The organism is Cupriavidus sp. GW822-FHT03E04, from assembly GCF_058801495.1.
This window is the reverse complement of record NZ_JBXANI010000035.1, coordinates 21,907-41,466: the sequence shown is the minus strand read 5'-3', so window position 1 is coordinate 41,466 and position 19,560 is coordinate 21,907. Positions and strand designations below refer to the sequence as shown.

Annotated in this window: 18 protein-coding genes; 6 read left to right on the top strand and 12 right to left on the bottom strand. The window is 64.1% G+C overall.

What is annotated here, in order from left to right:
- Positions 1-54: 54 nt before the first annotated feature.
- The gene (locus AC1RQC_RS35285) at positions 55-885 is read left to right on the top strand and encodes a class II glutamine amidotransferase (protein WP_492375709.1); all 831 of its coding nucleotides are present in this window, start codon (positions 55-57) and stop codon (positions 883-885) included.
- 94 nt (positions 886-979) lie between these two features.
- Here the strand turns inward: AC1RQC_RS35285 and AC1RQC_RS35280 are convergent, their stop codons facing one another.
- The 6 genes from AC1RQC_RS35280 to AC1RQC_RS35255 form a co-directional block, all read right to left on the bottom strand.
- Positions 980-1,714, bottom strand: coding sequence for an amino acid ABC transporter ATP-binding protein (locus AC1RQC_RS35280; RefSeq protein WP_150987966.1), 735 nt, complete (start codon positions 1,712-1,714; stop codon positions 980-982).
- Positions 1,711-2,394: a glutamate/aspartate ABC transporter permease GltK gene (gene gltK, locus AC1RQC_RS35275; RefSeq protein ID WP_492375710.1), complete on the bottom strand. Its 684-nt coding sequence runs from the start codon at positions 2,392-2,394 to the stop codon at positions 1,711-1,713. Before gltK ends, AC1RQC_RS35280 begins: the two co-directional genes overlap by 4 nt.
- A gap of 11 nt (positions 2,395-2,405) precedes the next feature.
- The gene (locus AC1RQC_RS35270) at positions 2,406-3,134 is read right to left on the bottom strand and encodes an amino acid ABC transporter permease (RefSeq protein WP_441640555.1); all 729 of its coding nucleotides are present in this window, start codon (positions 3,132-3,134) and stop codon (positions 2,406-2,408) included.
- Positions 3,135-3,197: 63 nt separating this feature from the next.
- On the bottom strand, positions 3,198-4,097 hold the full coding sequence (locus tag AC1RQC_RS35265; protein ID WP_492886115.1) for a glutamate/aspartate ABC transporter substrate-binding protein: 900 nt from the start codon (positions 4,095-4,097) through the stop codon (positions 3,198-3,200).
- Between the two features lie 365 nt (positions 4,098-4,462).
- Positions 4,463-5,770 carry a Glu/Leu/Phe/Val family dehydrogenase gene (locus tag AC1RQC_RS35260; protein WP_043343639.1) on the bottom strand — a complete coding sequence of 436 codons (1,308 nt, stop codon included), beginning with the start codon at positions 5,768-5,770 and terminating at the stop codon, positions 4,463-4,465.
- Positions 5,771-5,947: 177 nt separating this feature from the next.
- A complete protein-coding gene (locus AC1RQC_RS35255) occupies positions 5,948-6,919 on the bottom strand; it encodes a LysR family transcriptional regulator (RefSeq protein ID WP_492375711.1) in 972 nt (323 codons plus the stop codon).
- Positions 6,920-7,093: 174 nt separating this feature from the next.
- Here AC1RQC_RS35255 and AC1RQC_RS35250 point away from each other — a divergent pair, with 174 nt between their 5' ends.
- Together AC1RQC_RS35250 and AC1RQC_RS35245 are read left to right on the top strand one after the other, a co-directional pair.
- Positions 7,094-7,690 carry a cysteine dioxygenase family protein gene (locus AC1RQC_RS35250; protein WP_492813566.1) on the top strand — a complete coding sequence of 199 codons (597 nt, stop codon included), beginning with the start codon at positions 7,094-7,096 and terminating at the stop codon, positions 7,688-7,690.
- Positions 7,691-7,743: 53 nt separating this feature from the next.
- Positions 7,744-8,202, top strand: coding sequence for an Lrp/AsnC family transcriptional regulator (locus tag AC1RQC_RS35245; RefSeq protein ID WP_043343633.1), 459 nt, complete (start codon positions 7,744-7,746; stop codon positions 8,200-8,202).
- A gap of 935 nt (positions 8,203-9,137) precedes the next feature.
- On the opposite strand, the gene AC1RQC_RS35240 is transcribed toward AC1RQC_RS35245, so the two are convergent.
- From AC1RQC_RS35240 to AC1RQC_RS35225, 4 genes are all read right to left on the bottom strand, one after another.
- Positions 9,138-9,923: an ABC transporter permease gene (locus tag AC1RQC_RS35240; RefSeq protein ID WP_492886113.1), complete on the bottom strand. Its 786-nt coding sequence runs from the start codon at positions 9,921-9,923 to the stop codon at positions 9,138-9,140.
- Positions 9,924-9,925: 2 nt separating this feature from the next.
- A complete protein-coding gene (locus AC1RQC_RS35235) occupies positions 9,926-10,768 on the bottom strand; it encodes an ABC transporter ATP-binding protein (RefSeq protein WP_492376512.1) in 843 nt (280 codons plus the stop codon).
- A gap of 17 nt (positions 10,769-10,785) precedes the next feature.
- Positions 10,786-11,919 (bottom strand): ABC transporter substrate-binding protein, encoded by a 1,134-nt coding sequence (locus AC1RQC_RS35230; protein ID WP_492813560.1) that lies wholly within the window; start codon positions 11,917-11,919, stop codon positions 10,786-10,788.
- 185 nt (positions 11,920-12,104) lie between these two features.
- Positions 12,105-14,000 (bottom strand): ABCB family ABC transporter ATP-binding protein/permease, encoded by a 1,896-nt coding sequence (locus AC1RQC_RS35225; RefSeq protein ID WP_492886112.1) that lies wholly within the window; start codon positions 13,998-14,000, stop codon positions 12,105-12,107.
- A 206-nt stretch (positions 14,001-14,206) separates the two neighbouring features.
- On the opposite strand from AC1RQC_RS35225, the gene AC1RQC_RS35220 reads away from it, so the two are divergent.
- The 3 genes from AC1RQC_RS35220 (at position 14,207) to AC1RQC_RS35210 (ending at position 17,683) form a co-directional block, all read left to right on the top strand.
- Positions 14,207-14,611: an acyl-CoA thioesterase gene (locus AC1RQC_RS35220; protein ID WP_150987934.1), complete on the top strand. Its 405-nt coding sequence runs from the start codon at positions 14,207-14,209 to the stop codon at positions 14,609-14,611.
- 163 nt (positions 14,612-14,774) lie between these two features.
- Positions 14,775-16,976: a TonB-dependent receptor gene (locus AC1RQC_RS35215; RefSeq protein ID WP_492886110.1), complete on the top strand. Its 2,202-nt coding sequence runs from the start codon at positions 14,775-14,777 to the stop codon at positions 16,974-16,976.
- A gap of 23 nt (positions 16,977-16,999) precedes the next feature.
- Positions 17,000-17,683, top strand: a complete 684-nt coding sequence (locus AC1RQC_RS35210) for a Fe2+-dependent dioxygenase (protein ID WP_492886108.1) — start codon at positions 17,000-17,002, stop codon at positions 17,681-17,683.
- A gap of 84 nt (positions 17,684-17,767) precedes the next feature.
- Here the strand turns inward: AC1RQC_RS35210 and AC1RQC_RS35205 are convergent, their stop codons facing one another.
- Positions 17,768-18,544, bottom strand: coding sequence for an enoyl-CoA hydratase (locus tag AC1RQC_RS35205; RefSeq protein WP_492376509.1), 777 nt, complete (start codon positions 18,542-18,544; stop codon positions 17,768-17,770).
- 54 nt (positions 18,545-18,598) lie between these two features.
- Positions 18,599-19,555: a DegV family protein gene (locus tag AC1RQC_RS35200; protein WP_492830548.1), complete on the bottom strand. Its 957-nt coding sequence runs from the start codon at positions 19,553-19,555 to the stop codon at positions 18,599-18,601.
- Between the last annotated feature and the right edge of the window lie 5 nt (positions 19,556-19,560).

The window sequence follows — 19,560 nt, the reverse complement described above, 5'->3', positions numbered from 1 at the left end:
ATAATGGAACATTCTATTGCAATCCGGCAGCCTGCTGCCGGTCCGGTGCCCGCCATGTGCCAGCTGCTCGGCATGAACTGCGCCACGCCGACCGACGTGACGTTCTCCTTTACCGGCTTCGCCGCCCGCGGCGGCGTCACGGATCACCATGCCGATGGCTTTGGCGTAGCGTTCTTCGAGGACAAGGCCTGCCGCCTGTTCATCGACAACCAGTCCGCCGGCACCTCGCCCGTGGCTGAGCTGGTCAAGCGCTACCCGATCAAGTCCAAGAACGTCATCTCCCATATCCGCAAGGCGACCCAGGGCACGGTGCGGCTGGAAAACTGCCACCCCTTCATGCGCGAACTGTGGGGGCGGCACTGGATCTTCGCCCACAACGGCGACCTGAAGGACTTCTCGCCTTTCCTGTCGGGGGTCTACCAGCCGGTCGGCGACACCGATAGTGAACTCGCCTTCTGCACGCTGATGCAGGGGCTGCGCAAGCGCTTCCCCGGCTCGCAGCCGCCGCTCAACGAGCTGTGCCACGCGCTGGCGGACATCACGCGCGAGATCACGCAGCACGGCGTGTTCAACTACCTGCTGTCCAATGGCCAGGCCTTGTTCTCCCACTGCTCCACGCGCCTGTACTACATCGTGCGCCAGTGGCCCTTCTCCACCGCCCACCTGATCGATGCCGATCTGTCGATCGACTTCGCCCAGGTCACCACGCCCGACGACCGCGTGGCGGTGATCGCCACCGCGCCACTGACCGACAACGAAACCTGGACCGCCTTCGCGCCCGGCGAGCTGATGATGTTCGAGGAAGGCCGCTCGGTGATGACGCTGACCGTGCCGATCCCGCCGGAAGTCCAGGCCAAGAACGCGGCCAACAGCGACTGCACCTGAGCCATTGCGGGCAAGCCATGCAAAAAGGGACGCCGAGGCGTCCCTTTTTGCATCCTGCCTGCCACCCATCAGCGCGGCGAGGCGGCCACCCGCATCAGTGATGCAGGATCTTCGACAGGAACTGCCTGGCCCGCTCGGAGCGCGCTTCGATATTGCCGAAGAACTCTTCCTTGGCGCAGTCCTCGACGATCTTACCCTGGTCCATGAAGATCACGCGGTTGGCGACCTTGCGCGCGAAACCCATTTCGTGGGTCACGCACATCATGGTCATGCCTTCCTGCGCCAGCTGCACCATCACATCCAGCACTTCGTTGACCATCTCCGGGTCCAGCGCGGAGGTCGGCTCGTCGAACAACATGCAGATCGGATCCATCGACAGCGCGCGGGCAATTGCCACGCGCTGCTGCTGGCCGCCCGACAGCTGGCCCGGGAACTTGGCCGCCTGGGCTTTGAGGCCCACGCGATCCAGGTACTTCAGGCCCTTCGCCGTTGCCTCTTCCTTCGAGCGGCCAAGCACCTTCATCTGCGCGATGGTCAGGTTCTCGGTGATCGACAGGTGGGGGAACAGCTCAAAGTTCTGGAACACCATGCCCACGCGCGAACGCAGCTTGGGCAGGTTGGTCTTGGGTGAGCCCACCGAGGTGCCGTCCACCGTGATGTCGCCCTTCTGGAAGGGCTCCAGCGCGTTGACGGTCTTGATCAGCGTCGACTTGCCCGAGCCCGAGGGGCCGCACACCACCACAACTTCGCCCTTGGCGACCTTGGTGGTGCAATCGGTCAGCACCTGGAAGGCGCCATACCACTTGGAGACGTTATTGATTTCAATCATACGGCCACCTTTTTCTGGTAACGCTTGACCAGCAGCGATGCGGAGAAACAGATAATGAAATACACCAGCCCGGCGAACAGCAGCATCTCCACGATGCGGCCGTCACGCTCGCCGATGCCGTAGGCCTGGCCAAAGAAGTCCGCCAGCGCACTCACGTAGACCAGCGACGTATCCTGGAACAGGATGATGCCTTGCGTGAGCAGCAGTGGCACCATGTTGCGGAAGGCCTGCGGCAGGATCACCAGACGCATCGACTGCCCGTAGGTCATGCCCATGGCCTGCGCGGCGAACATCTGCCCGCGCGACACGCTCTGGATACCCGCGCGGATGATCTCGGAATAGTACGCCGCCTCGAACAAGGCAAAGGCAATCAGCGCCGAGGTCATGCGCAGGTCGGATGCCTGCGACAGGTTGAACGCCTTTTGCAGCAGCTGCGGGATGATCAGGAAGAACCACAACAGCACCATCACCAGCGGAATCGACCGGAAGATGGTGACGTAGCCCTGCGCGAACCAGTTCAGCGCCTTGACGGAGGACAGCCGCATCATCGCCAGGATGGTGCCCCAGACGATGCCGACCACCACCGCAGTGACGGTGATCTTGAGCGAGACCAGCATCCCCTCGCCCAGCACGTCCAGCGTGGTCGCGTTGATCGAGCTGAAATCGAATGTATATGCCATGACTTGTCCTCTTACTTGCCGCCGATGAAGCCGGGCACGCGGGTGCGGCCTTCGACCCAGCGCATGAGCAGCATGACCACGATATTGATCAACGCGTACATGATGGTCACCGCGATGAAGGACTCATACGGGCGCGCCGTGTAGTCCACCAGTTGGCGCCCCTGCGCCGCCAGCTCCAGCAGCCCGATGGTCGACGCCACAGCGGAGTTCTTGAAGATGTTCAGGAACTCCGAGGTCAGCGGCGGCACGATGACGCGGAACGACATCGGCAATAGCACGTAACGGTAAGTCTGGGCCAACGTGAAACCCATCGCCAGGCCGGCGTTGCGCTGGCCCGGCGGCAGTGAGTTGATCCCCGAGCGCACCTGCTCGCAGACCCGGGCTGCGGTAAACGTGCCCAGGCAAAGCATGGCTGCAATGAACTGCTGCGCGAACGGGTTCATCTGCTTGATCGCCTCGCCACCGGGCAACAGCTCGGGCATGACGAAATACCAGATAAACAACTGCACCAGCAGCGGGATATTACGGAAGATCTCTACGTAGGTGGCAGCCAGGCCGGACAGCCACTTGTTGGGCACCGTGCGCAGTACGCCGAGTACGGAGCCGATGACGAGGGCGATGATCCACGACGAGAGCCCGAGTGCAATGGTGACCTTCAGGCCGGAAATCATCCAGTCCAGGTAGGTCTCGTTCTGGGCCGCTTGTTCGAGGAATACACCCCAATGCCAGCTGTAGTTCATGATGTGTCCTCAAAAAGAAACGGAAGGACATGCCTTCCGTTTCACACAACCGGAATCCCAGTATCAGTCGAGCGCCTTGTCGTTCGGCGTCTTGAACAGTGCCTTCATGTCTTCCGACAGCGGGAAGTCCAGGTTCAGGCCCTTGGGCGGGACCGGCTGCTGGAACCACTTGGTGTACAGCGTGTTGATCGAGCCATCCTTCATCATGCCCGTGATCACGGTGTCCGACAGCTTCTTGAACTGCGCATCGTCCTTGCGGATCATGCAGCCATAGGACTCGCGCGATTGCGGCTTGCCCACCACGATCCAGTCGGCCGGGTTCTTGGCCTTGGCGCGTTCGCCATACAGCAGTGCATCGTCCATCATGAAGGCAACGGCGCGGCCCGATTCCAGCGTCAGGAACGACTGGCCATGGTCCTTGGTGCTGATGATGTTCATGCCCAGCTTCTGGTCATCGTTCATCTTGCGCAGCAGGCGTTCCGAGGTGGTGCCGGCGGTCGTCACCACGTTCTTGCCCTTGAGGTCGGCCCAGTCCTTGATGCCGCCATCCTTCTTCACCATGATGCGGGTGCCGATGATGAAGATGCTGGTGGTAAACGATGCCTGCTTCTGGCGCTCGAGGTTGTTGGTGGTCGAGCCGCACTCGATGTCGATGGTGCCATTCTGCAGCAGGGTGATGCGGTTCTGCGAGGTGATCGGGATTTCCTTGACCTGCAGGTTCGGCAGCTTCAGCTGGTCCTTGACCGCTTCCACGATCTTGACATTGATGTCGTAGGAATAACCGACCTGGCGCACGCCGCCGAGGTTGTAGTTGAACGGAATCGACGACTCACGAACGCCAAGCGTAATCACACCGGTGTCTTTGATCTTCTGCAGCGTGCCCGTCAGTTGCTCGGCAGCTTGCGCGGTACCGCACAGCACGCCAGCAGCAATCATCAGGGAAGCCAACTTGGCAACATTCATAACATCTCCTTGACCATGAAGAGAAAGGCGGGACTCTAACAAAAAACCACCCGCCGACGAAATAGTATTGCGCAGGCAAGCACTCAAGACAACGGGTTTTTCCCCTAACAGCGCCATCTAAGGCATGGTTTGCAAGGCAAACGAGGCATGCCTCCACTGCCGTAAAGCCGTTGCGCTAACGCGTCGGGCCGGCCTTGCGGCAACGCCTCGCCAGCCCGGGAGCCCCCTGGCGTGCGCTGGGCGGCGAGCGCATACGACAACGCGGCTGCCGGGAAGCCCGGCAGCCGCGTTACCAATCCTGGATAGGCTTGTTGCGCCGCAGCATCGCCAGGTAGCGACGCTGCGGCGCCAAGCCGCGTCAGGCATCAGGGATAGAGACCGCGCATTTCGCGCGCCTGAAGAATCCGCGTGCACGCCACGATGAAAGCGGCCGTGCGCAAGGTAACCTTGTTGTCCTGAGCGACCTGCCAGATCGCCCGGAATGCCTCTTGCATGATTCGTACCAGGCGCTGGTTGATTTCCTCTTCGGTCCAGAAGAAGCTGGAAAAGTCCTGTACCCATTCGAAATAGGAGACCGTAACGCCGCCGGCATTGGCGATGACGTCGGGCGCCACCAGGATATTGCGCTCGCGCAGGATGTCGTCGGCCTCGGGCGTGGTCGGGCCGTTCGCACCTTCGATGACCATGCGTGCCTTGATGTGGGGCGCGTTCTGGGCTGTGATCTGGCCTTCCAGCGCGGCCGGGATCAGGATTTCGCAATCCACCTGCCAGAATTGCTCGGCGGAGATGGTCTCGCCCTGGAAACCTTCGATGGTGCCGCTGTGCGAGGCATATTCCATCATGGCGGGCACGTCCAGGCCAGCCGGGTTGTACAGCGCGGTGCGGTGGTCCTGCACCGCCACCACCTTGGCGCCTGCCTCATGGAACAGCTTGGCGGCCACGGCGCCGACATTGCCGAAGCCCTGCACGGCAATGCGTGCGCCCTTGATCTCAAGGCCGAGGTTGCGCGCCGCCTCGGAACCCACCACGAACACGCCGCGGCCGGTTGCCTCGCGGCGACCCAGCGAGCCGCCCAGCGAGATCGGCTTGCCGGTCACCACGCCGGTGGCGGTGCTGCCGGAATTCATCGAGTAGGTGTCCATCATCCATGCCATCACCTGTTCATTGGTGTTGACGTCGGGCGCCGGGATGTCCTTGTTGGGCCCGATGATGAAGTTGATTTCGCTGGTATAGCGGCGCGTGACGCGCTCCAGCTCCGAGCGCGAGAGCGTGCGCGGATCGACGCGGATACCGCCCTTGGCGCCGCCGTACGGCACATTGACCGCGGCGTTCTTGACCGACATCCAGGCCGACAGGGCCATCACTTCCGACAGGGTCACATCCTGGTGGAAGCGCACGCCGCCCTTGCCCGGGCCGCGCGACATGTTGTGCTGCACGCGATAGCCTTCGAAGTGGGCAATGGTGCCGTTATCCATCTCGATCGGCACGTCCACCACCAGCGCGCGCTTGGGGCGCTTCAGGGTCTCGACCCAGCGGGCCAGCGAGCCCAGGTAAGGCGTGACACGATCGACCTGCTGCAGGTAGATGCCCCAGGGCCCGAGCGCATCGGCGTTCAGGTACGAAGGCAAGGTGTGGTTCTTGACGGCAGGATTGGACGGCGCTGCGGAAGACATCGTTTGGTTCCGGTGTGAAGGTGCCGCCAGCTTAGGGGAGGCGGCCCCGCCGAAGCCAATGCCGTTTGATTATCCCGTTATGCATGCTTTGCATAACCTTTGACCAAGGCCCCATGCTGCCCTGTGCCAGCCTTACCTGCTCTGTGGCGGTGTGCCCGGCGCACCCGCTGCACGCCTTCAGGGTTTCGGCTGTGCGGGCAAGGCCTGCGCTGCCAGCGAAGACCACACGCGCTCCACCAGCTGGCGCTTGTTGCGAACCTGCGCGCTGCGCCGCTCGTTGACGTGTTCACCCGGCTTCTCCCGGTAAAGCCGGATTTCCATGTCGATCGACAACGGCGCGCCGCGCGCGGCCTCCGCGCGCACCAGCCGGTGCTGGAGCAGTTCCTCGCGCACCGCGCTCTCCGGCAGAAAGGCCATGCCATGCCCGGACAGCGCCATCACCTTGAGCGCCTCGGCCATATCGGTCTCGTAGCATTTGTCGAGCTTGAGCGCGTCGGTGGTCTCAGACAGCAGCATGTCGACCATGCGGCCAAGGAAGGCATTGGGTGTATAGCTGAGGAAGGGCACCGGTTTCTTGTCCGTGCCCGGCAGCCGGTACAGAGGCTTGCCGGTGGCGTCCGGCACGCTGTATGGCGACAGCCGCTCGGTGCCCAGCACCATCATGTCGTAGTGCGCGGGATCGAGCTGGATGGCCTGGCGCGCATGGTGGTAGACCATCACTAAATCGCAGCCGCCATCGACCAGCGCCAGCACGGCGTCATGCACGTTGAGTGCACGCAGCCGGCACGGCAGCGTGCCGATCTCGCGCTCCACCGCCTTGAGCCATTCGGGGAAGAACGTCAGCGACAGCGTGTGCGGCACCGCGAATTCCAGCACCTGGGCATTGGCCGAACGCTGCCCCCGCATCAGCGCGCGGGTCTCGCTGACCTGCGCCAGCATGGCCAGGGCCTGTTCGTAGAACACCTTGCCCGCCGGCGTCAGGCTGGTGGGATAGCTGGAGCGGTCGATCAGCTCCGTGCCCACCCAGGACTCCAGCGACTGGATCCGGCGCGAGAACGCGGGCTGCGTCACATGACGCTGCTCGGCCGAGCGCGAGAAGCTGTGCGTCTCGGCCAGGCTGACGAAGTCTTCAAGCCACTTGATTTCCATGAGGCGGCATTATCCACCGGCTGCCCGCCGTTTCGCCACCGCCAGGAACAATATTCTATTTATTTGATTTTTATTAGAATGTGATTACACTCACTCCCAGATTTGCACGACAAGACGCACGTGCTTGCTACGGGACGGACGCTATGATGGTCGCAAACCAACAAGGAGCCCTTCATGGCCACCCAACAAGCCGCCGTTACCGATATTGCCAGCCACGCACGCAGCGCTGGCGTGCTTGGCACCCTCGACACGGCCGACGGCCAGCCGGATCTCTTTGCCCCGCTGTCCGACGGCATGTCGTCCGCCTTTGCCGCCAGTGCGCGCATGGTGGCGCAAGGCATCGAAGCCAGCCTGCCGGACGCCGCCACGCTGCTGGCGCTGCTGCCGGAATCGCTGCGCGAAGGCTCGGCTGAGGGCTATGTGCGCCACCTGGTGCACGCCGATCCGCTGGCGCGCTTCTCCGCCATGCTGATCGTCTGGCGGCCGGGACAGCACAGCCCGGTGCACGGACACCAGACCTGGTGCGCCTACCGGGTGCTGCGCGGCACGCTGCATGAGCGCCACTACCGCTGGGACGCGCAAGCGCGGCAGGCGCATCCGTGCGGCGAGATCACGCGCACGGTGGGCGATACCTTCAGCGTGCCGGCTGGGCTGCGCCATATCCATGCGCTCGGCAACGACAGCGACGCGGTGGCCGTGTCGCTGCATATTTATGGGGTGGACCAGGAACACATCTGCAGCGGTGTGAACCTGCTGGTGGACGCGGCCTGAGTCTTGCGGGCGGCCAGGCACCCGAACGACGCTGCGCGCCAACAGGATTTGCCATGGACCGATACGACCGCCAGATACTTGCCGCTCTCCAGGAAGACGCCACCGTGCCGGTGGCCGAGCTGGGCGAGCGGGTGGGCCTCACCTCCACGCCGTGCTGGCGGCGCGTGCAGAAGCTCGAGGAAAGCGGCGTGATACGCAAGCGGGTGGCGCTGCTGGACCCTGCGCTGCTGAATGTGGGCGTGACGGTATTCGTCTCGGTCCGCACCAGCCAGCACAGCGTCAAATGGCTCAAGACCTTTCATGACCTGGTCGCCTCGATCCCCGAGGTGACTGAGTTCTATCGGATGGCCGGGGATACCGATTACCTGCTGCGCGTGGTGGTGCCGGATATCGCGGCCTATGACCGGGTCTACAAGAAGCTGATTCAGGGGGCTGAGCTGGCGGATGTTAGTTCTAGTTTTGCTATGGAGCAGATCAAGTACACGACGGCTTTGCCTTTGGATTATGCGTGATTGGGGTTGGTTGCTGTTTCTTTGAGCAGTGTTGGTTTTTGCGCCCACGGTGCCATATGACATCGCCCTGCGGGGTTGGTCTGCTGTTTCTTTGAGCGGTGTTGGTTTTTGCACCCAACAGCCGTACGACATCCCCCTGCGGGGGATGCCGGTCACTCTTCTTTGCGTCGGCAAAGAAGACTAACGAGAAGAAAGCCGACCCTGCCGGGAGCAGAGCAATCAGGCTTGTGGGCCTCGGTGGTTGCGTCGTACGGCCCTGAGTATTGGCTGGCGTATCTTACCGGCTTGAAGGGCATCGTAACTGCATGACCCAATGGTCACGTGGTGGTGCCCCTGACCTCGTGCTCGGTGAGCGTTCGGCCATCTGCCGTTCGCGGTGCCGAGCGCCACGACGCTGCCTGCATTGGTGGTTTCGTGGTTTTGTCTCTAGCGGCGGGCGCCCGGCCATTTGAGGCGCTGCCGGTTCCTTGCTCTTAACGCCCCTGGTTTCGTGGTGGGCACCGTGGCCCGGTTCGCGGGGGCAGCGCTCGCATATCACGACGCTCGTCCTCCGAGACAAAACCACGAAACCAGCCACACCCGAAATGGCGCAGCACTTCGCCCCGCGAACGGCAGATGTGGGAATGGGCGCCGCGCCCGAGGTCAGGGGCCCCACGACGAAACCCATGGGTCATGCCATTGCGGTGATCTGTGAGCCGGTAACGGCAGATACCAGCAGTACCACTGGCCATACGACGAAACCAGCGCCCTGCGCCCCCGCGATTGCTCTGCCCCCGGCAGGGTCGGCTTTCTTCTCGTTAGTCTTCTTTGCCGACGCAAAGAAGAGTGACCGGCAGCCCCCGCAGGGGGATGTCGTATGGCCTTTGGGTCCAAAAACCAACGCCGCTCAAAGAAACAGCCAAAGACGCAACCCCTTCATCCCCCCTCATCCCCCTTCACCCCCGATGCGCCCACCCCGTCATCCGCCTCTCCACCACAGCAAAAAACTCATACATCACCATCGCCATCACAGCAATCACCACCAGCCCGGCAAACGCCAGCGGCATCTTCATCGCCGATCCGGCGGACACCAGCAAATAGCCGATGCCTTCATTGGCAGCACTCATCTCGGACACGGTAGTGCCGACGAAAGCCAGCGTGATCGCCACCTTGAGCGAAGCAAAGAAGTAAGGCATCGACCGCGGCAGCCCGACCTTGAGCAACACATCGGTGCGCTTTGCACCAAGTACGCGCAGCACATCCTCCAGTTCCGGCTCCAAGGTGGCCAGCCCCGTGGCGATATTGACCATGATCGGGAAGAACGAGATCAGGAAGGCGGTCAGGATCGCCGGGCCGGCACCCAGGCCAAACCACACCACCAGGATTGGCACGAAGGCTGCCTTCGGCAACGCATTGAACGCCGTCATCAGCGGATACGCGGCGGCGTACGCCAGCTTGGACGAGCCCATCAGCAAACCCAGCACCACGCCCACGATGATGGCGAGGCCAAAGCCGACCATGGTGGTCCAGAAGGTACGCCAGGCGTGGCCGGCAATCACATCCCAGTATTCGAACAGCGACGTGACGATCGCGCTGGGGCTGGGAAGGATGAAGTCCGACACATTGAACACAAGGCACGCGCCCTGCCACAGCAGCAGGAACGTGCCCAGCAACAGCCATGGCGCCACGCGCTGCACGCGGCGTTGCTGAGCCGCGCTCATCGAGGAAGAAAAAGTGCTCATGGTCAGTGCTGCCGTACGTGGCCGATCTTCTCGCGCAGCGAATGCACGAGGTCGGCAAAGGGTTCGGTATAGGTCAGGTCGAGGTCGCGCGGACGCGGCAGGTCGATCTCCTTGCGCGTGAGGATGCGCCCCGGGCGCTGGCTCATCACGTAGACGGTGTCGGCCAGGAACACGGCCTCGCGCAGGTCGTGGGTGACCAGGATCACGTTGAAGCGCTGGGCCTGCCACAGGTCGCGCAGCACGCACCACAGCTCCTCGCGGGTAAAGGCATCGAGCGCGCCGAAGGGCTCGTCGAGCAGCAGCATGCGCGGCTCGTGGATCAGTGCGCGGCAGATCGAGGCACGCTGCTGCATGCCGCCGGAGAGCTGCCACGGGTACTTGTCCTCGTAGCCGGCCAGGCCCACGGTGCGCAGCAGCTCGCGTGCGCGCGCCGTGTACTCATCGCGCTTCTGGCGCAGCGTGGAGCGGTAGGGCTCGACAATCTCCAGCGGCAGCATGACGTTCTGCAACGTGGTGCGCCAGGGCAGCAGCGTCGGCGCCTGGAAGGCCATGCCAACCATCTTGAGCGGGCCGGCGACCTTCTCGCCGGCGATCTTGACCACGCCGCGCGTGGCCGGCTTGAGCCCGGTCGCCAGCTTCATGAAGGTGGACTTGCCGCAGCCGGAAGGCCCGACGATGGCGATGAACTCGCCCGGCTCGACCTGCAGCGAGATGTCCTCGATCGCGAACTCGCCCTGGCGCGCGAGTTCGTCGTTATAGGCGAGCCAGACCCGGTTGAATTCGACGAAGGGCTGCGCTGCCGGCTCGGCCGGCAGGTCCGACGGGGCCACGGCCCCTGTGCGCATGGAGATCGTGCCGGCGGTCATCGCAGCACATCCAGTTCGGCAGCGGATGGCAGGTAGGCGTCGGTCCACAGGTTGTCGGGGTTGATGCGGCCCTTGGTGCCGAAGGCGTCAGCCACTTGCGAAGCCATCAGCGACAAGCGCGGCTTGTTGACGCGGCCAAAGCCCTCGGCGCGCGCGTCGGGCGACTTGACCACGCTGTCCAGCGCCATCTTCAGGCGCTTGGTCTCGAGCTTCTCGTCGATGATGCCGTCACGCGCCTTGACCGCCTTGATGCCCTCTTCCGGCTTGGCGATCACGTCCTTGGCCGATTTGGCGAAGGCGCGCAGGAAGGCCTTGACGGCCTCCGGGTTCTTCTTGAGGAAGTCCTCCGAGGCGATCACGGCGTTGCCGTACAGCTTCACGCCGTATTGCGGGTAAGGCAGCACCACGATGTCCTCGTCCTTCACGCCACGCGCATTCAGGTTGAGGATGGAGGTGAACGAGAAGCCCGTGATGGCGTCGAGGTCGCCGCGCGTGAGCATGGTCTCGCGCAGGGTCGGGTCCATCGCCTGCCAGTTGAAGCTCGATGCCTGCAGGCCGTTGGCCTTGGCGAAGATCGGGAAGGCGCGGCGGCCGGCGTCGAATACCGGTGCGCCGAGCTTCTTGCCGGCCAGGTCGTGCGGGGTCTTGATGCCGGACTTCTTCAGCGCGAGCACGGCGGCTGGGGTGTTGTTGTAGACCATCATCACGGCCACCGGCTTGTTCTTGGCATCCGGGTTGTTGCCGTAGAACTCCATCACCGAGGCCAGGTCGGCAAAACCCATGTCGTAGGTGCCGGAGGCCACGCGGTTGACCACGTTGCCCGATCCGTTGCCGGCGTCGATCGACACATCGAGCTTCTCGGCCTTGTAGTAGCCCTTCTGCTCGCCCAGCAGGAACAGCGCCGACGGGCCTTCGAAGCGCCAGTCGAGCTGGAAACGGACCTTGGTCTGGGCGTGCGCCTCGCCGGCAAATTGTGTCGACAGCACCAGGGCGGTGCCCAGCGCCATGCCAAGCTGCAGCCAGCGGCGGCGCGCGGTGGATGCGGCAGCGCCGGACGCGGTGTGGGCGGGCTGGGCGCCGGCGTGAGCGGCAGTGGCCTCGAACGGGGTGGCGGCACGGAATAGCGGCATTGAACTCTCTCCAGTTAGTCGTCTTCCTGGATAGTTCGTCTGCAAGGCGCATGCCATGCAAACACGCACCACGATGGGGCTGATACGCCACCTATTGTCGAACCAAATTCGTGCAACCGGATGTTTCGGGACGATTTGCCGCAATAGATTGTCAACAATCCATTGCGGCCCTGGCGATTGCCGTGTCAGGCGTCCTGGGTTGCGTCGCCGGCTTCGATGGCCAGCGCGGCATCCTCCACGGGGGCCTCGCTCTGTGCCGCGCTGCGCGCCTGGATGTGCCACATCTCGGCGTAGCGGCCGTCGAGCCGCATCAGTTCGGCATGGGTGCCGCGCTCGATGATGCGGCCGCGGTCCATCACCAGGATCTGGTCGGCATGCACCACCGTAGAGAGCCGGTGCGCGATCAGCAGCGTGGTGCGGTTCTGCGCCAGGCGCATCAGCTCGGCCTGGATGGCCTGCTCGGTACGGGAATCCAGCGCCGAGGTGGCTTCATCGAAGACCAGGATCGGCGGGTTCTTCAGCAGCGTGCGGGCAATGGCGACGCGTTGCTTCTCCCCGCCCGACAGCTTGAGGCCGCGCTCGCCCACCGGCGTGTCGTAGCCCTGCGGCAGCTCGCGGATAAAGCCGTCGATCTGAGCCGCGCGCGCGGCCTCGATGACTTCGTCGCGGCTGGCGTCGGGGCGGCCGTAGGCGATGTTGTAGTAGATGCTGTCGTTGAACAGCACGGTGTCCTGCGGCACGATGCCGATGGCGCGGCGCAGGCTGTCCTGCGTGATCGTACGGATATCCTGGCCGTCGATCTCGATGCCGCCGCTGCTCACGTCATAGAAGCGGAACAACAGCCGCGCCAGCGTGGACTTGCCCGAGCCGCTGTGGCCTACCACCGCGGTAGTAGTGCCGGCGGCGATGGCGAAGTCCACCTCGTCCAGGATCACGCGATTGCTCTCGTAGCCAAAGCCGACATGGTTGAAACGCACCGCCGCGCCCTGCACGTGCAAGGCCGCTGCGTCCGGCGCATCGGCCACTTCGCGGTTGGTGCCCAGCAGCACGAACATGCGGTCCATGTCGGTGGTGGCCTGCTTGATCTCGCGGTAGATCACGCCGAGGAAGTTCAGCGGAATGTACAGCTGGATCATCAGCGTATTGACCAGCACCAGGTCGCCCAGCGTGAGCTTGCCCGCCGCCACGCCCACGGTGGCGCGCCACAGGATCAGGATCAGGCCGGTGGCGATGATGGCCTGCTGGCCGAAGTTGAGGAACGACAGCGAATTTTGCGAGCGGATCGCCGCAGTGCGGTACTTGCGCAGGTTCTCGTCATAGCGGCCGGCCTCGTACTCCTCGTTGCCGAAGTACTTGACGGTCTCGAAGTTGAGCAGGGAATCGATCGCCTTCTGGTTGGCGCGCGAATCCAACTCGTTCATCTTGCGCCGGAAGTGCGTGCGCCACTCGGTCACCACGATGGTGAACACGATGTAGCTCACCAGCGCGCAGCCCGTGATGGCAGCGAACCAGATGTCGTAGTGCAGGATGAAGAAGCCCATCACCAGCCCCATCTCGACCAGGGTCGGCAGGATGCTGTAGAGCGAGTAGGAGATCAGCGACTGGATGCCGCGCGTGCCGCGCTCGATGTCGCGGCTCATGCCGCCGGTCTGGCGGTCCAGGTGAAAGCGCAGCGACAGCGCGTGCAGGTGGCGAAACACCTGCAGCGCGATCTCGCGCACCGCGCTCTGCGTGACCTTGGAGAACAGGATCTCGCGCAACTCGGTAAACAGCGTGCCGGACAAGCGCAGTATCCCGTAGGCGACGATCAGCCCCACCGGCACCACCAGCAGCGCGCTCGCGCTGCCGGCGGGAACATTCATGTTGTCCACCAGCTTCTTCATCAGGACCGGCACGCCCAGGTTGGCCACCTTGGCCGCCACCAGGCACACCAGCGCCAGGATCACTCGCCACTTGTAATGCCAGACGTAGGGCAACAGGTTGCGCACGGTCTGCCAATCGCTGCGGGGAACGTTGGATTTGCCGAAGAGGGAGGAAGGCTGGGCGGGGGACGGCTCGGCCGACGTAGAGTAGCGTCGCATACGTTAGAATTCGGGCGAATATGCGATTGTGGCAGAGATCGACATAATTAGCCGGCGCCACGCCGCTTATCCCCGTCACGGAACCGCCTCGACGCCCGGACCGCACGCCGGCAAGGTCACTCCGGCATGCGCACCGGCGCGCCAGCACCCCGCCGCAGCCCTTGCTACCCCGCCCCAACCCTATCCAGCCTCATCAAGCAGCCATCATGAATCAACCCAACGTCCTCCCCTGCCTGCCCCCTGGCAAGAATCCCGCACTGCGCGTGGTCCCCATGCCGGCGGATGCCAATGTGCATGGCGACGTCTTCGGAGGCTGGATCATGGCCCAGGTGGACATCGCCGGCTCGATTCCGGCGGTGGAGCGCGCCCAAGGCCGCGTGGCCACCGTGGCGGTGAACTCCTTCCTCTTCAAGCATCCGGTCTTTGTCGGCGACCTGGTGAGTTTCTACGCCGATATCGAGAAGACGGGCCGCACCTCGATCACCGTATCGGTGGAGGTCTATGCGCAACGCATGCGCCACAGCAACGAGATCGTCAAGGTGACCGAAGCCACCCTGACCTATGTGGCGACGGACGATACAAGGCAACCGCGGGTGTTGCCAGCGATATAAGGCGGCCGCCTGAAGCCGGCTCCCCTGTCAGGCATTCCTGGCGGGGCGCCGGCGCGAGGAAAATCGGAAATTTCCGCAAGCACATGCAGCCGTTTCTGATTGCTCCGCCTCGCCCCACAACCTTAAATGCTAATGATTATCATTTTCATTTAAGGAGAATTGCATGCGTTCGTACATCAGGTCTGCCGCGCTGCCGCCACGGCGCCCTCTCGCTTCCGTCGTCCTGGCCGCGGCCTGCGCCACACCAGTCCTGGCAGACGATCTGCAACGGCAAGGCAAACCCATCGAACTGGCGCCAGTCACGGTTACGGGAACGCAAGCACCCAGCTCCAAGGTTGAAGCCTCCGGCTCGGCCAAATACGCGGCACCGCTGCTCGATACGCCCCAGACCATCACGGTGGTACCACAGCATGTGCTGGAGGAGCAGAACGCCTTGAGCTTGCGGCAGGCGCTTTCCAACGTTTCGGGCATCACCTTCAACGCCGGCGAGGGCGGCGGCGGCTCCGGCGACAGCATCAATATCCGCGGCTTCAGCGCCAACGCGAACATGCAGATCGACGGCTTGCGCGACAGCGGGCAGAACAACCGCTCCGACCTCTTCAATCTCGAAGCGGTCGAGGTGATCAAGGGACCGAATTCGGTCTTCGGCGGCGCCGGCACCACCGGTGGCAGCATCAACATGATCAGCAAGCAACCCAAGGCGGACAGGTTCACGCACGTCGGCGGCGGGCTCGGCACGGCCAGCTTCCACCGCCTGACCCTGGATACCAACCAGCCGCTGCCGTGGGACGGGCACGCAGCGGTCGTCCGCCTGAACCTGATGGCGCACGGCAACGACGTGCCGGGGCGCGACGCCCTTGAACGCCGCCGCTGGGGCATCGCGCCGTCGATCACCTTCGGCATGCAATCGCCGACGCGCCTGACGCTGAGCTATTTCCACCAGCGCGACGACAACCTGCCCGACTACGGCGTGCCAGCGTTGAACGGCCAGCGGCTCGCCGGCGTCAGCCGGCACGGCTACTTCGGTTGGCGCAACGTGGACCGGGAGAACATCACCACCGACGCGGCCACCGTCAAGTTCGAACACGAGTTCAACGACAACCTCAAGCTACAGAACCTGACCCGCTATTCGCACCTGCACCGCGACACCGTGATCTCGGCCTCGCACGTGAACCAAAGGGGGCTACCGCCAGGCCGCTACCTGCCGGCGGGACCGCAGGGCTATGGCCGCGACTCGGCCACCGAGCTGTGGATCAACCAGACCAACCTGACCAGCCGCTTCGACACCTTGGGGTTGGGGCACATCCTGGTCAGTGGCTTCGAGATCTCACGCGAGACCTACGACCGGACCACCTATTCCTACAATCTCTCCAAATACTATCCCGCCAACGGTTTCGATCTCTCCAGCCCGCCAGGCTACTGGAGCGCGCCCACCGACCGGCGCGACAGCGCGCGCAACAAGACATGGCTTGACGTCAAGGCGCTGTACGCGCTTGACACCATCGCCCTGGGCAAGCACTGGGACCTGAACCTCGGCCTGCGCTACGACTGGATAGATGGCAGCGCCGAGAGCACGCCGCTGGGCAAGGCGACCGACCGCGCGGACAGCACTACCAACCAGCTCAGCAGCCGGGCGGGCCTGGTGTTCAAGCCCACGGACAATGGCAGGATCTATTTCGCCTACGGCACCTCCTTCAACCCGTCTGCCGAGTTCCTGGTCAGCACCGGCTCGGGCGTGAACAAAGCCACGGGGGGACTGGCGCCCGAGAAAAACAAGACCTATGAGCTCGGCAGCAAATGGGAGTTCATGGCGCGGCGCCTGGGGCTGAACGCGGCGCTGTTCCAGGTCGACAAGGACAACACGCGCGAACGCCTCTCCGATGGCAGCTATGCGCTGGCCGGCGAGCAGCGCGTGCGCGGCGTCGAGCTGGGCGCGGCTGGCAAGGTGACGCCGAACTGGGACGTTTTCGCCAACTACACTTACCTGAACAGCAAGACACTCAAGTCACTGTCGCTGCCCGAGCGCGAAGGCAAGGCGCTGGCCAACACTCCGGCGCACTCCTTCAGCCTGTGGACCACCTACCAGCTGCCCGCGGGCTGGACGCTGGGCTACGGCGCGCGCTTCATCGGCAGGCGCAACGTGACGTCGGTGGGGGACGGCACGCTTGGTGCCTACCTGGTGCACAACGCCATGCTCGGCTATGCGCCAAGCAAGAACCTCAAGTTCCAGCTCAACGTCGACAACCTGTTCAACAAGGCCTATGTGGAGCGGGTGCGCCAGACGCTGGGCAGCGCATCGCGCTCGTCCGCGATCGAGTACGGCGATGGCCGCTCCGCGGTGCTGTCGGCCGTCTACTCCTTCTAACGCCACGCGCCAGGGTCAGCCAAATGATGATTCACATACCCGGCGTGCTGACGCCGGAACAGGTGCGGGAAAGCGTAAGCCTGCTGACGCAGGCCGACTGGGCCGACGGCAAGGCGACTGCGGGATTCCAGTCCTCGCTCGCCAAGGACAACCTGCAATTGCCGCACGACTCCCCGCAGGGCAAGCACATCGCCGCGATGATCGAGCAGGCCTTGCGGCGCCATCCGCTGTTCTTCTCGGCGGCGCTGCCGGCCAGGATCTACCCCAAGCTGTTCAACGCCTATGCGGGCGGGCAATCGTTCGGCACCCATGTCGACAATGCCATCCGCTACCTTCCCGACGGCTCGGACAGCATCCGCACGGATATCTCGGCCACGCTCTTCCTGTGCGAGCCCGACGACTACGACGGCGGCGAACTGATCATTGAGGACACCTATGGGACGCACGAGGTCAAGCTACCCGCCGGCGACATGATCCTGTATCCGGCTTCCACCCTGCACCGTGTCAGCCCGGTGACCCGGGGCACGCGGCTTTGCGCGTTCTTCTGGATCCAGAGCCTGCTGCGGGACGCCCGCCAGCGCGCCCTCCTGTTCGACCTGGATACCGCTATCCAGGAAATCGGGCATGCGCTTGGCCATGGACACGCCACCGTGGTACGCCTCACCGGCGTCTACCACAACCTGCTGCGCGAATGGGCGACGCCCTGACCTTGGCCTCGCCTCGATGTCGCGCAAATGGCGGCAGCGGCGGGGGCGGCCCATCCGCCGTATCGGCCAGGGATGTCCGCAGGCTCAGCTGAAGCGCGAGAAGTCCGGGCGGCGCTTCTCGAAGAACGCCTTGAACGCCTCCTTGGCTTCCGGCGCCTGCAGCATGCGCCGGAACACTTCTCCCTCCTCCGCCATCCTGGCCTGCACGGCCGCCTTATCGCCGCCCTTCATCAGGCGCTTGGTTTCCCTGAGCGACGAAGCCGGCAGCGCCGCCAGCTTGCGCGCCTGCTGCAGCACGAACTCATTGAGCTCCGCCACCGGCAGCACGCGCGTGGCCAGGCCGATCTGTAGCGCTTCCTGCGCGCTGAAGGCCTCACCCAGCATCAGTTTCTCGGCAGCGCGCTGGTGACCCAGCAGGCGCGGCAACAGCATGCTCGATGCCGCCTCCGGGCACAGGCCCAGTTGCACGAACGGCAGCGACAGCTTGGCCGTCTCGGAAACGTAGACCAGGTCGCAATGCAGCAGCATGGTGGTGCCCACGCCCACCGCCGGGCCGCTCACCGCCGCCACCAGCGGCTTGCTGGCCTGGCTGATCTGCTGCAGGAACTGGAATACCGGTGCCGGCTGGTCACCCTCGCCCGCGGTGGGCGGACGCTGCATGAAGTCTTCCAGGTCATTGCCCGCGGTAAATACTTCCGGCTTGCCGCGGATCACGATCACGCGCACGGCGGGATCGGCATCGGCGGCGCGCAGCGCATCGGCCATGGCCTGGTACATCGCCGCCGTGATGGCGTTCTTCTTGTCGAGGCGATCGAACTCGAGGGTCAGGATGCCTTGCTCGATGGTGGTCAGGATGCTCATGAAATCGTGTTCTCCTCACTGCTTGGTTGACTTGTCCGCCGTGCCGAAACACGTTCACTCGAACGCCGGCGGATTCTCGCAAAGATAGCTCATCCCGAACGCCTTTGCGCCGACGTTGAGCGCCACCGTCAGGCTCATCGGCGCCAGCATCAGCTCCACGTCATGCTGCTGCGCGGTGCGCGCGAGCGACTGATAGGCTGGCAACACTTGAATCGCCCCGGGTGGCCCGGCATAGCTCAGCGCTACCGCCGGGCTCAGCAAGCGGCCGCTGCGGATGCACTGCTGCGCATGCGCCATCACGCGGCGCATGCCTTCGTCCGCGCCGCGTGTCTTGGCCACCGGCTCGGTCTGGCCGCGATGCATATGCACGACGGGGCGGATATTGAACGCGCTGCCGAGCATGTAGCGGCCCCAGGTGATGCTGTTCTCGCCCTTGTGCTTGGCCCGCGTGTACATGTAGAGCAACTCGTCGGGCACCAGGAACATGTGCGCGGCGTGGCGCAGGCGTGTCTCCACGGCCTGCACCACCGTTTGCGCGCTGGCGCCGCCGCCAAGCAGGCGCGCCGCCTCGCGCACGATCAGCGCCTGGCCCGGGCCGATCGCGCCGGTGTCGATTACCTTCAGCTCGAACAACCCCGTGCGCCCCGCGTCCTTGCGTGCCTTGAAGCTCCTGGCCACGGTGCCGACCACGGCGCCCGAGGCGTGCGCATACAGTTTGCTGCGGCTGCTGGCGATGGTGAGCAGCAGCGCGCGGTCGCATGAGGTCACCACATGCTTGAGCAGGTGGTCTTCGATCTCGCGCTCTAGCAAGGGGATGGATTCGGCGTAGTGGTCCTGCTTGCCGACCAGATACTGCTCGTAAAGCGACGGCAAGGCCGGCTCGTCGCGCACGTCGGCCACAAAGCGGTCGCCCGCGCGAATGCGGAACGGCACCGTGCGCACGCCAAGTTCGGCCATCAGCGCGCGCGGCATGTCACACGCGGCGTCGGCCAGGATGAGTGTCTCCTGCATCTTGT

What these genes read in the sequence shown, in the direction of transcription:
- AC1RQC_RS35260 (WP_043343639.1), bottom strand. Translation starts at nt 5,770, where the DNA reads ATGTCTTCCGCAGCGCCGTCCAATCCTGCCGTCAAGAACCACACCTTG.
- AC1RQC_RS35250 (WP_492813566.1), top strand. Translation starts at nt 7,094, where the DNA reads ATGGCCACCCAACAAGCCGCCGTTACCGATATTGCCAGCCACGCACGC.
- AC1RQC_RS35225 (WP_492886112.1), bottom strand. Translation starts at nt 14,000, where the DNA reads ATGCGACGCTACTCTACGTCGGCCGAGCCGTCCCCCGCCCAGCCTTCC.
- AC1RQC_RS35255 (WP_492375711.1), bottom strand. Translation starts at nt 6,919, where the DNA reads ATGGAAATCAAGTGGCTTGAAGACTTCGTCAGCCTGGCCGAGACGCAC.
- AC1RQC_RS35280 (WP_150987966.1), bottom strand. Translation starts at nt 1,714, where the DNA reads ATGATTGAAATCAATAACGTCTCCAAGTGGTATGGCGCCTTCCAGGTG.
- AC1RQC_RS35210 (WP_492886108.1), top strand. Translation starts at nt 17,000, where the DNA reads ATGATGATTCACATACCCGGCGTGCTGACGCCGGAACAGGTGCGGGAA.
- AC1RQC_RS35215 (WP_492886110.1), top strand. Translation starts at nt 14,775, where the DNA reads ATGCGTTCGTACATCAGGTCTGCCGCGCTGCCGCCACGGCGCCCTCTC.
- AC1RQC_RS35200 (WP_492830548.1), bottom strand. Translation starts at nt 19,555, where the DNA reads ATGCAGGAGACACTCATCCTGGCCGACGCCGCGTGTGACATGCCGCGC.
- AC1RQC_RS35240 (WP_492886113.1), bottom strand. Translation starts at nt 9,923, where the DNA reads ATGAGCACTTTTTCTTCCTCGATGAGCGCGGCTCAGCAACGCCGCGTG.
- AC1RQC_RS35220 (WP_150987934.1), top strand. Translation starts at nt 14,207, where the DNA reads ATGAATCAACCCAACGTCCTCCCCTGCCTGCCCCCTGGCAAGAATCCC.
- AC1RQC_RS35235 (WP_492376512.1), bottom strand. Translation starts at nt 10,768, where the DNA reads ATGCGCACAGGGGCCGTGGCCCCGTCGGACCTGCCGGCCGAGCCGGCA.
- AC1RQC_RS35245 (WP_043343633.1), top strand. Translation starts at nt 7,744, where the DNA reads ATGGACCGATACGACCGCCAGATACTTGCCGCTCTCCAGGAAGACGCC.
- AC1RQC_RS35265 (WP_492886115.1), bottom strand. Translation starts at nt 4,097, where the DNA reads ATGAATGTTGCCAAGTTGGCTTCCCTGATGATTGCTGCTGGCGTGCTG.
- AC1RQC_RS35270 (WP_441640555.1), bottom strand. Translation starts at nt 3,134, where the DNA reads ATGAACTACAGCTGGCATTGGGGTGTATTCCTCGAACAAGCGGCCCAG.
- gltK (WP_492375710.1), bottom strand. Translation starts at nt 2,394, where the DNA reads ATGGCATATACATTCGATTTCAGCTCGATCAACGCGACCACGCTGGAC.
- AC1RQC_RS35230 (WP_492813560.1), bottom strand. Translation starts at nt 11,919, where the DNA reads ATGCCGCTATTCCGTGCCGCCACCCCGTTCGAGGCCACTGCCGCTCAC.
- AC1RQC_RS35285 (WP_492375709.1), top strand. Translation starts at nt 55, where the DNA reads ATGTGCCAGCTGCTCGGCATGAACTGCGCCACGCCGACCGACGTGACG.
- AC1RQC_RS35205 (WP_492376509.1), bottom strand. Translation starts at nt 18,544, where the DNA reads ATGAGCATCCTGACCACCATCGAGCAAGGCATCCTGACCCTCGAGTTC.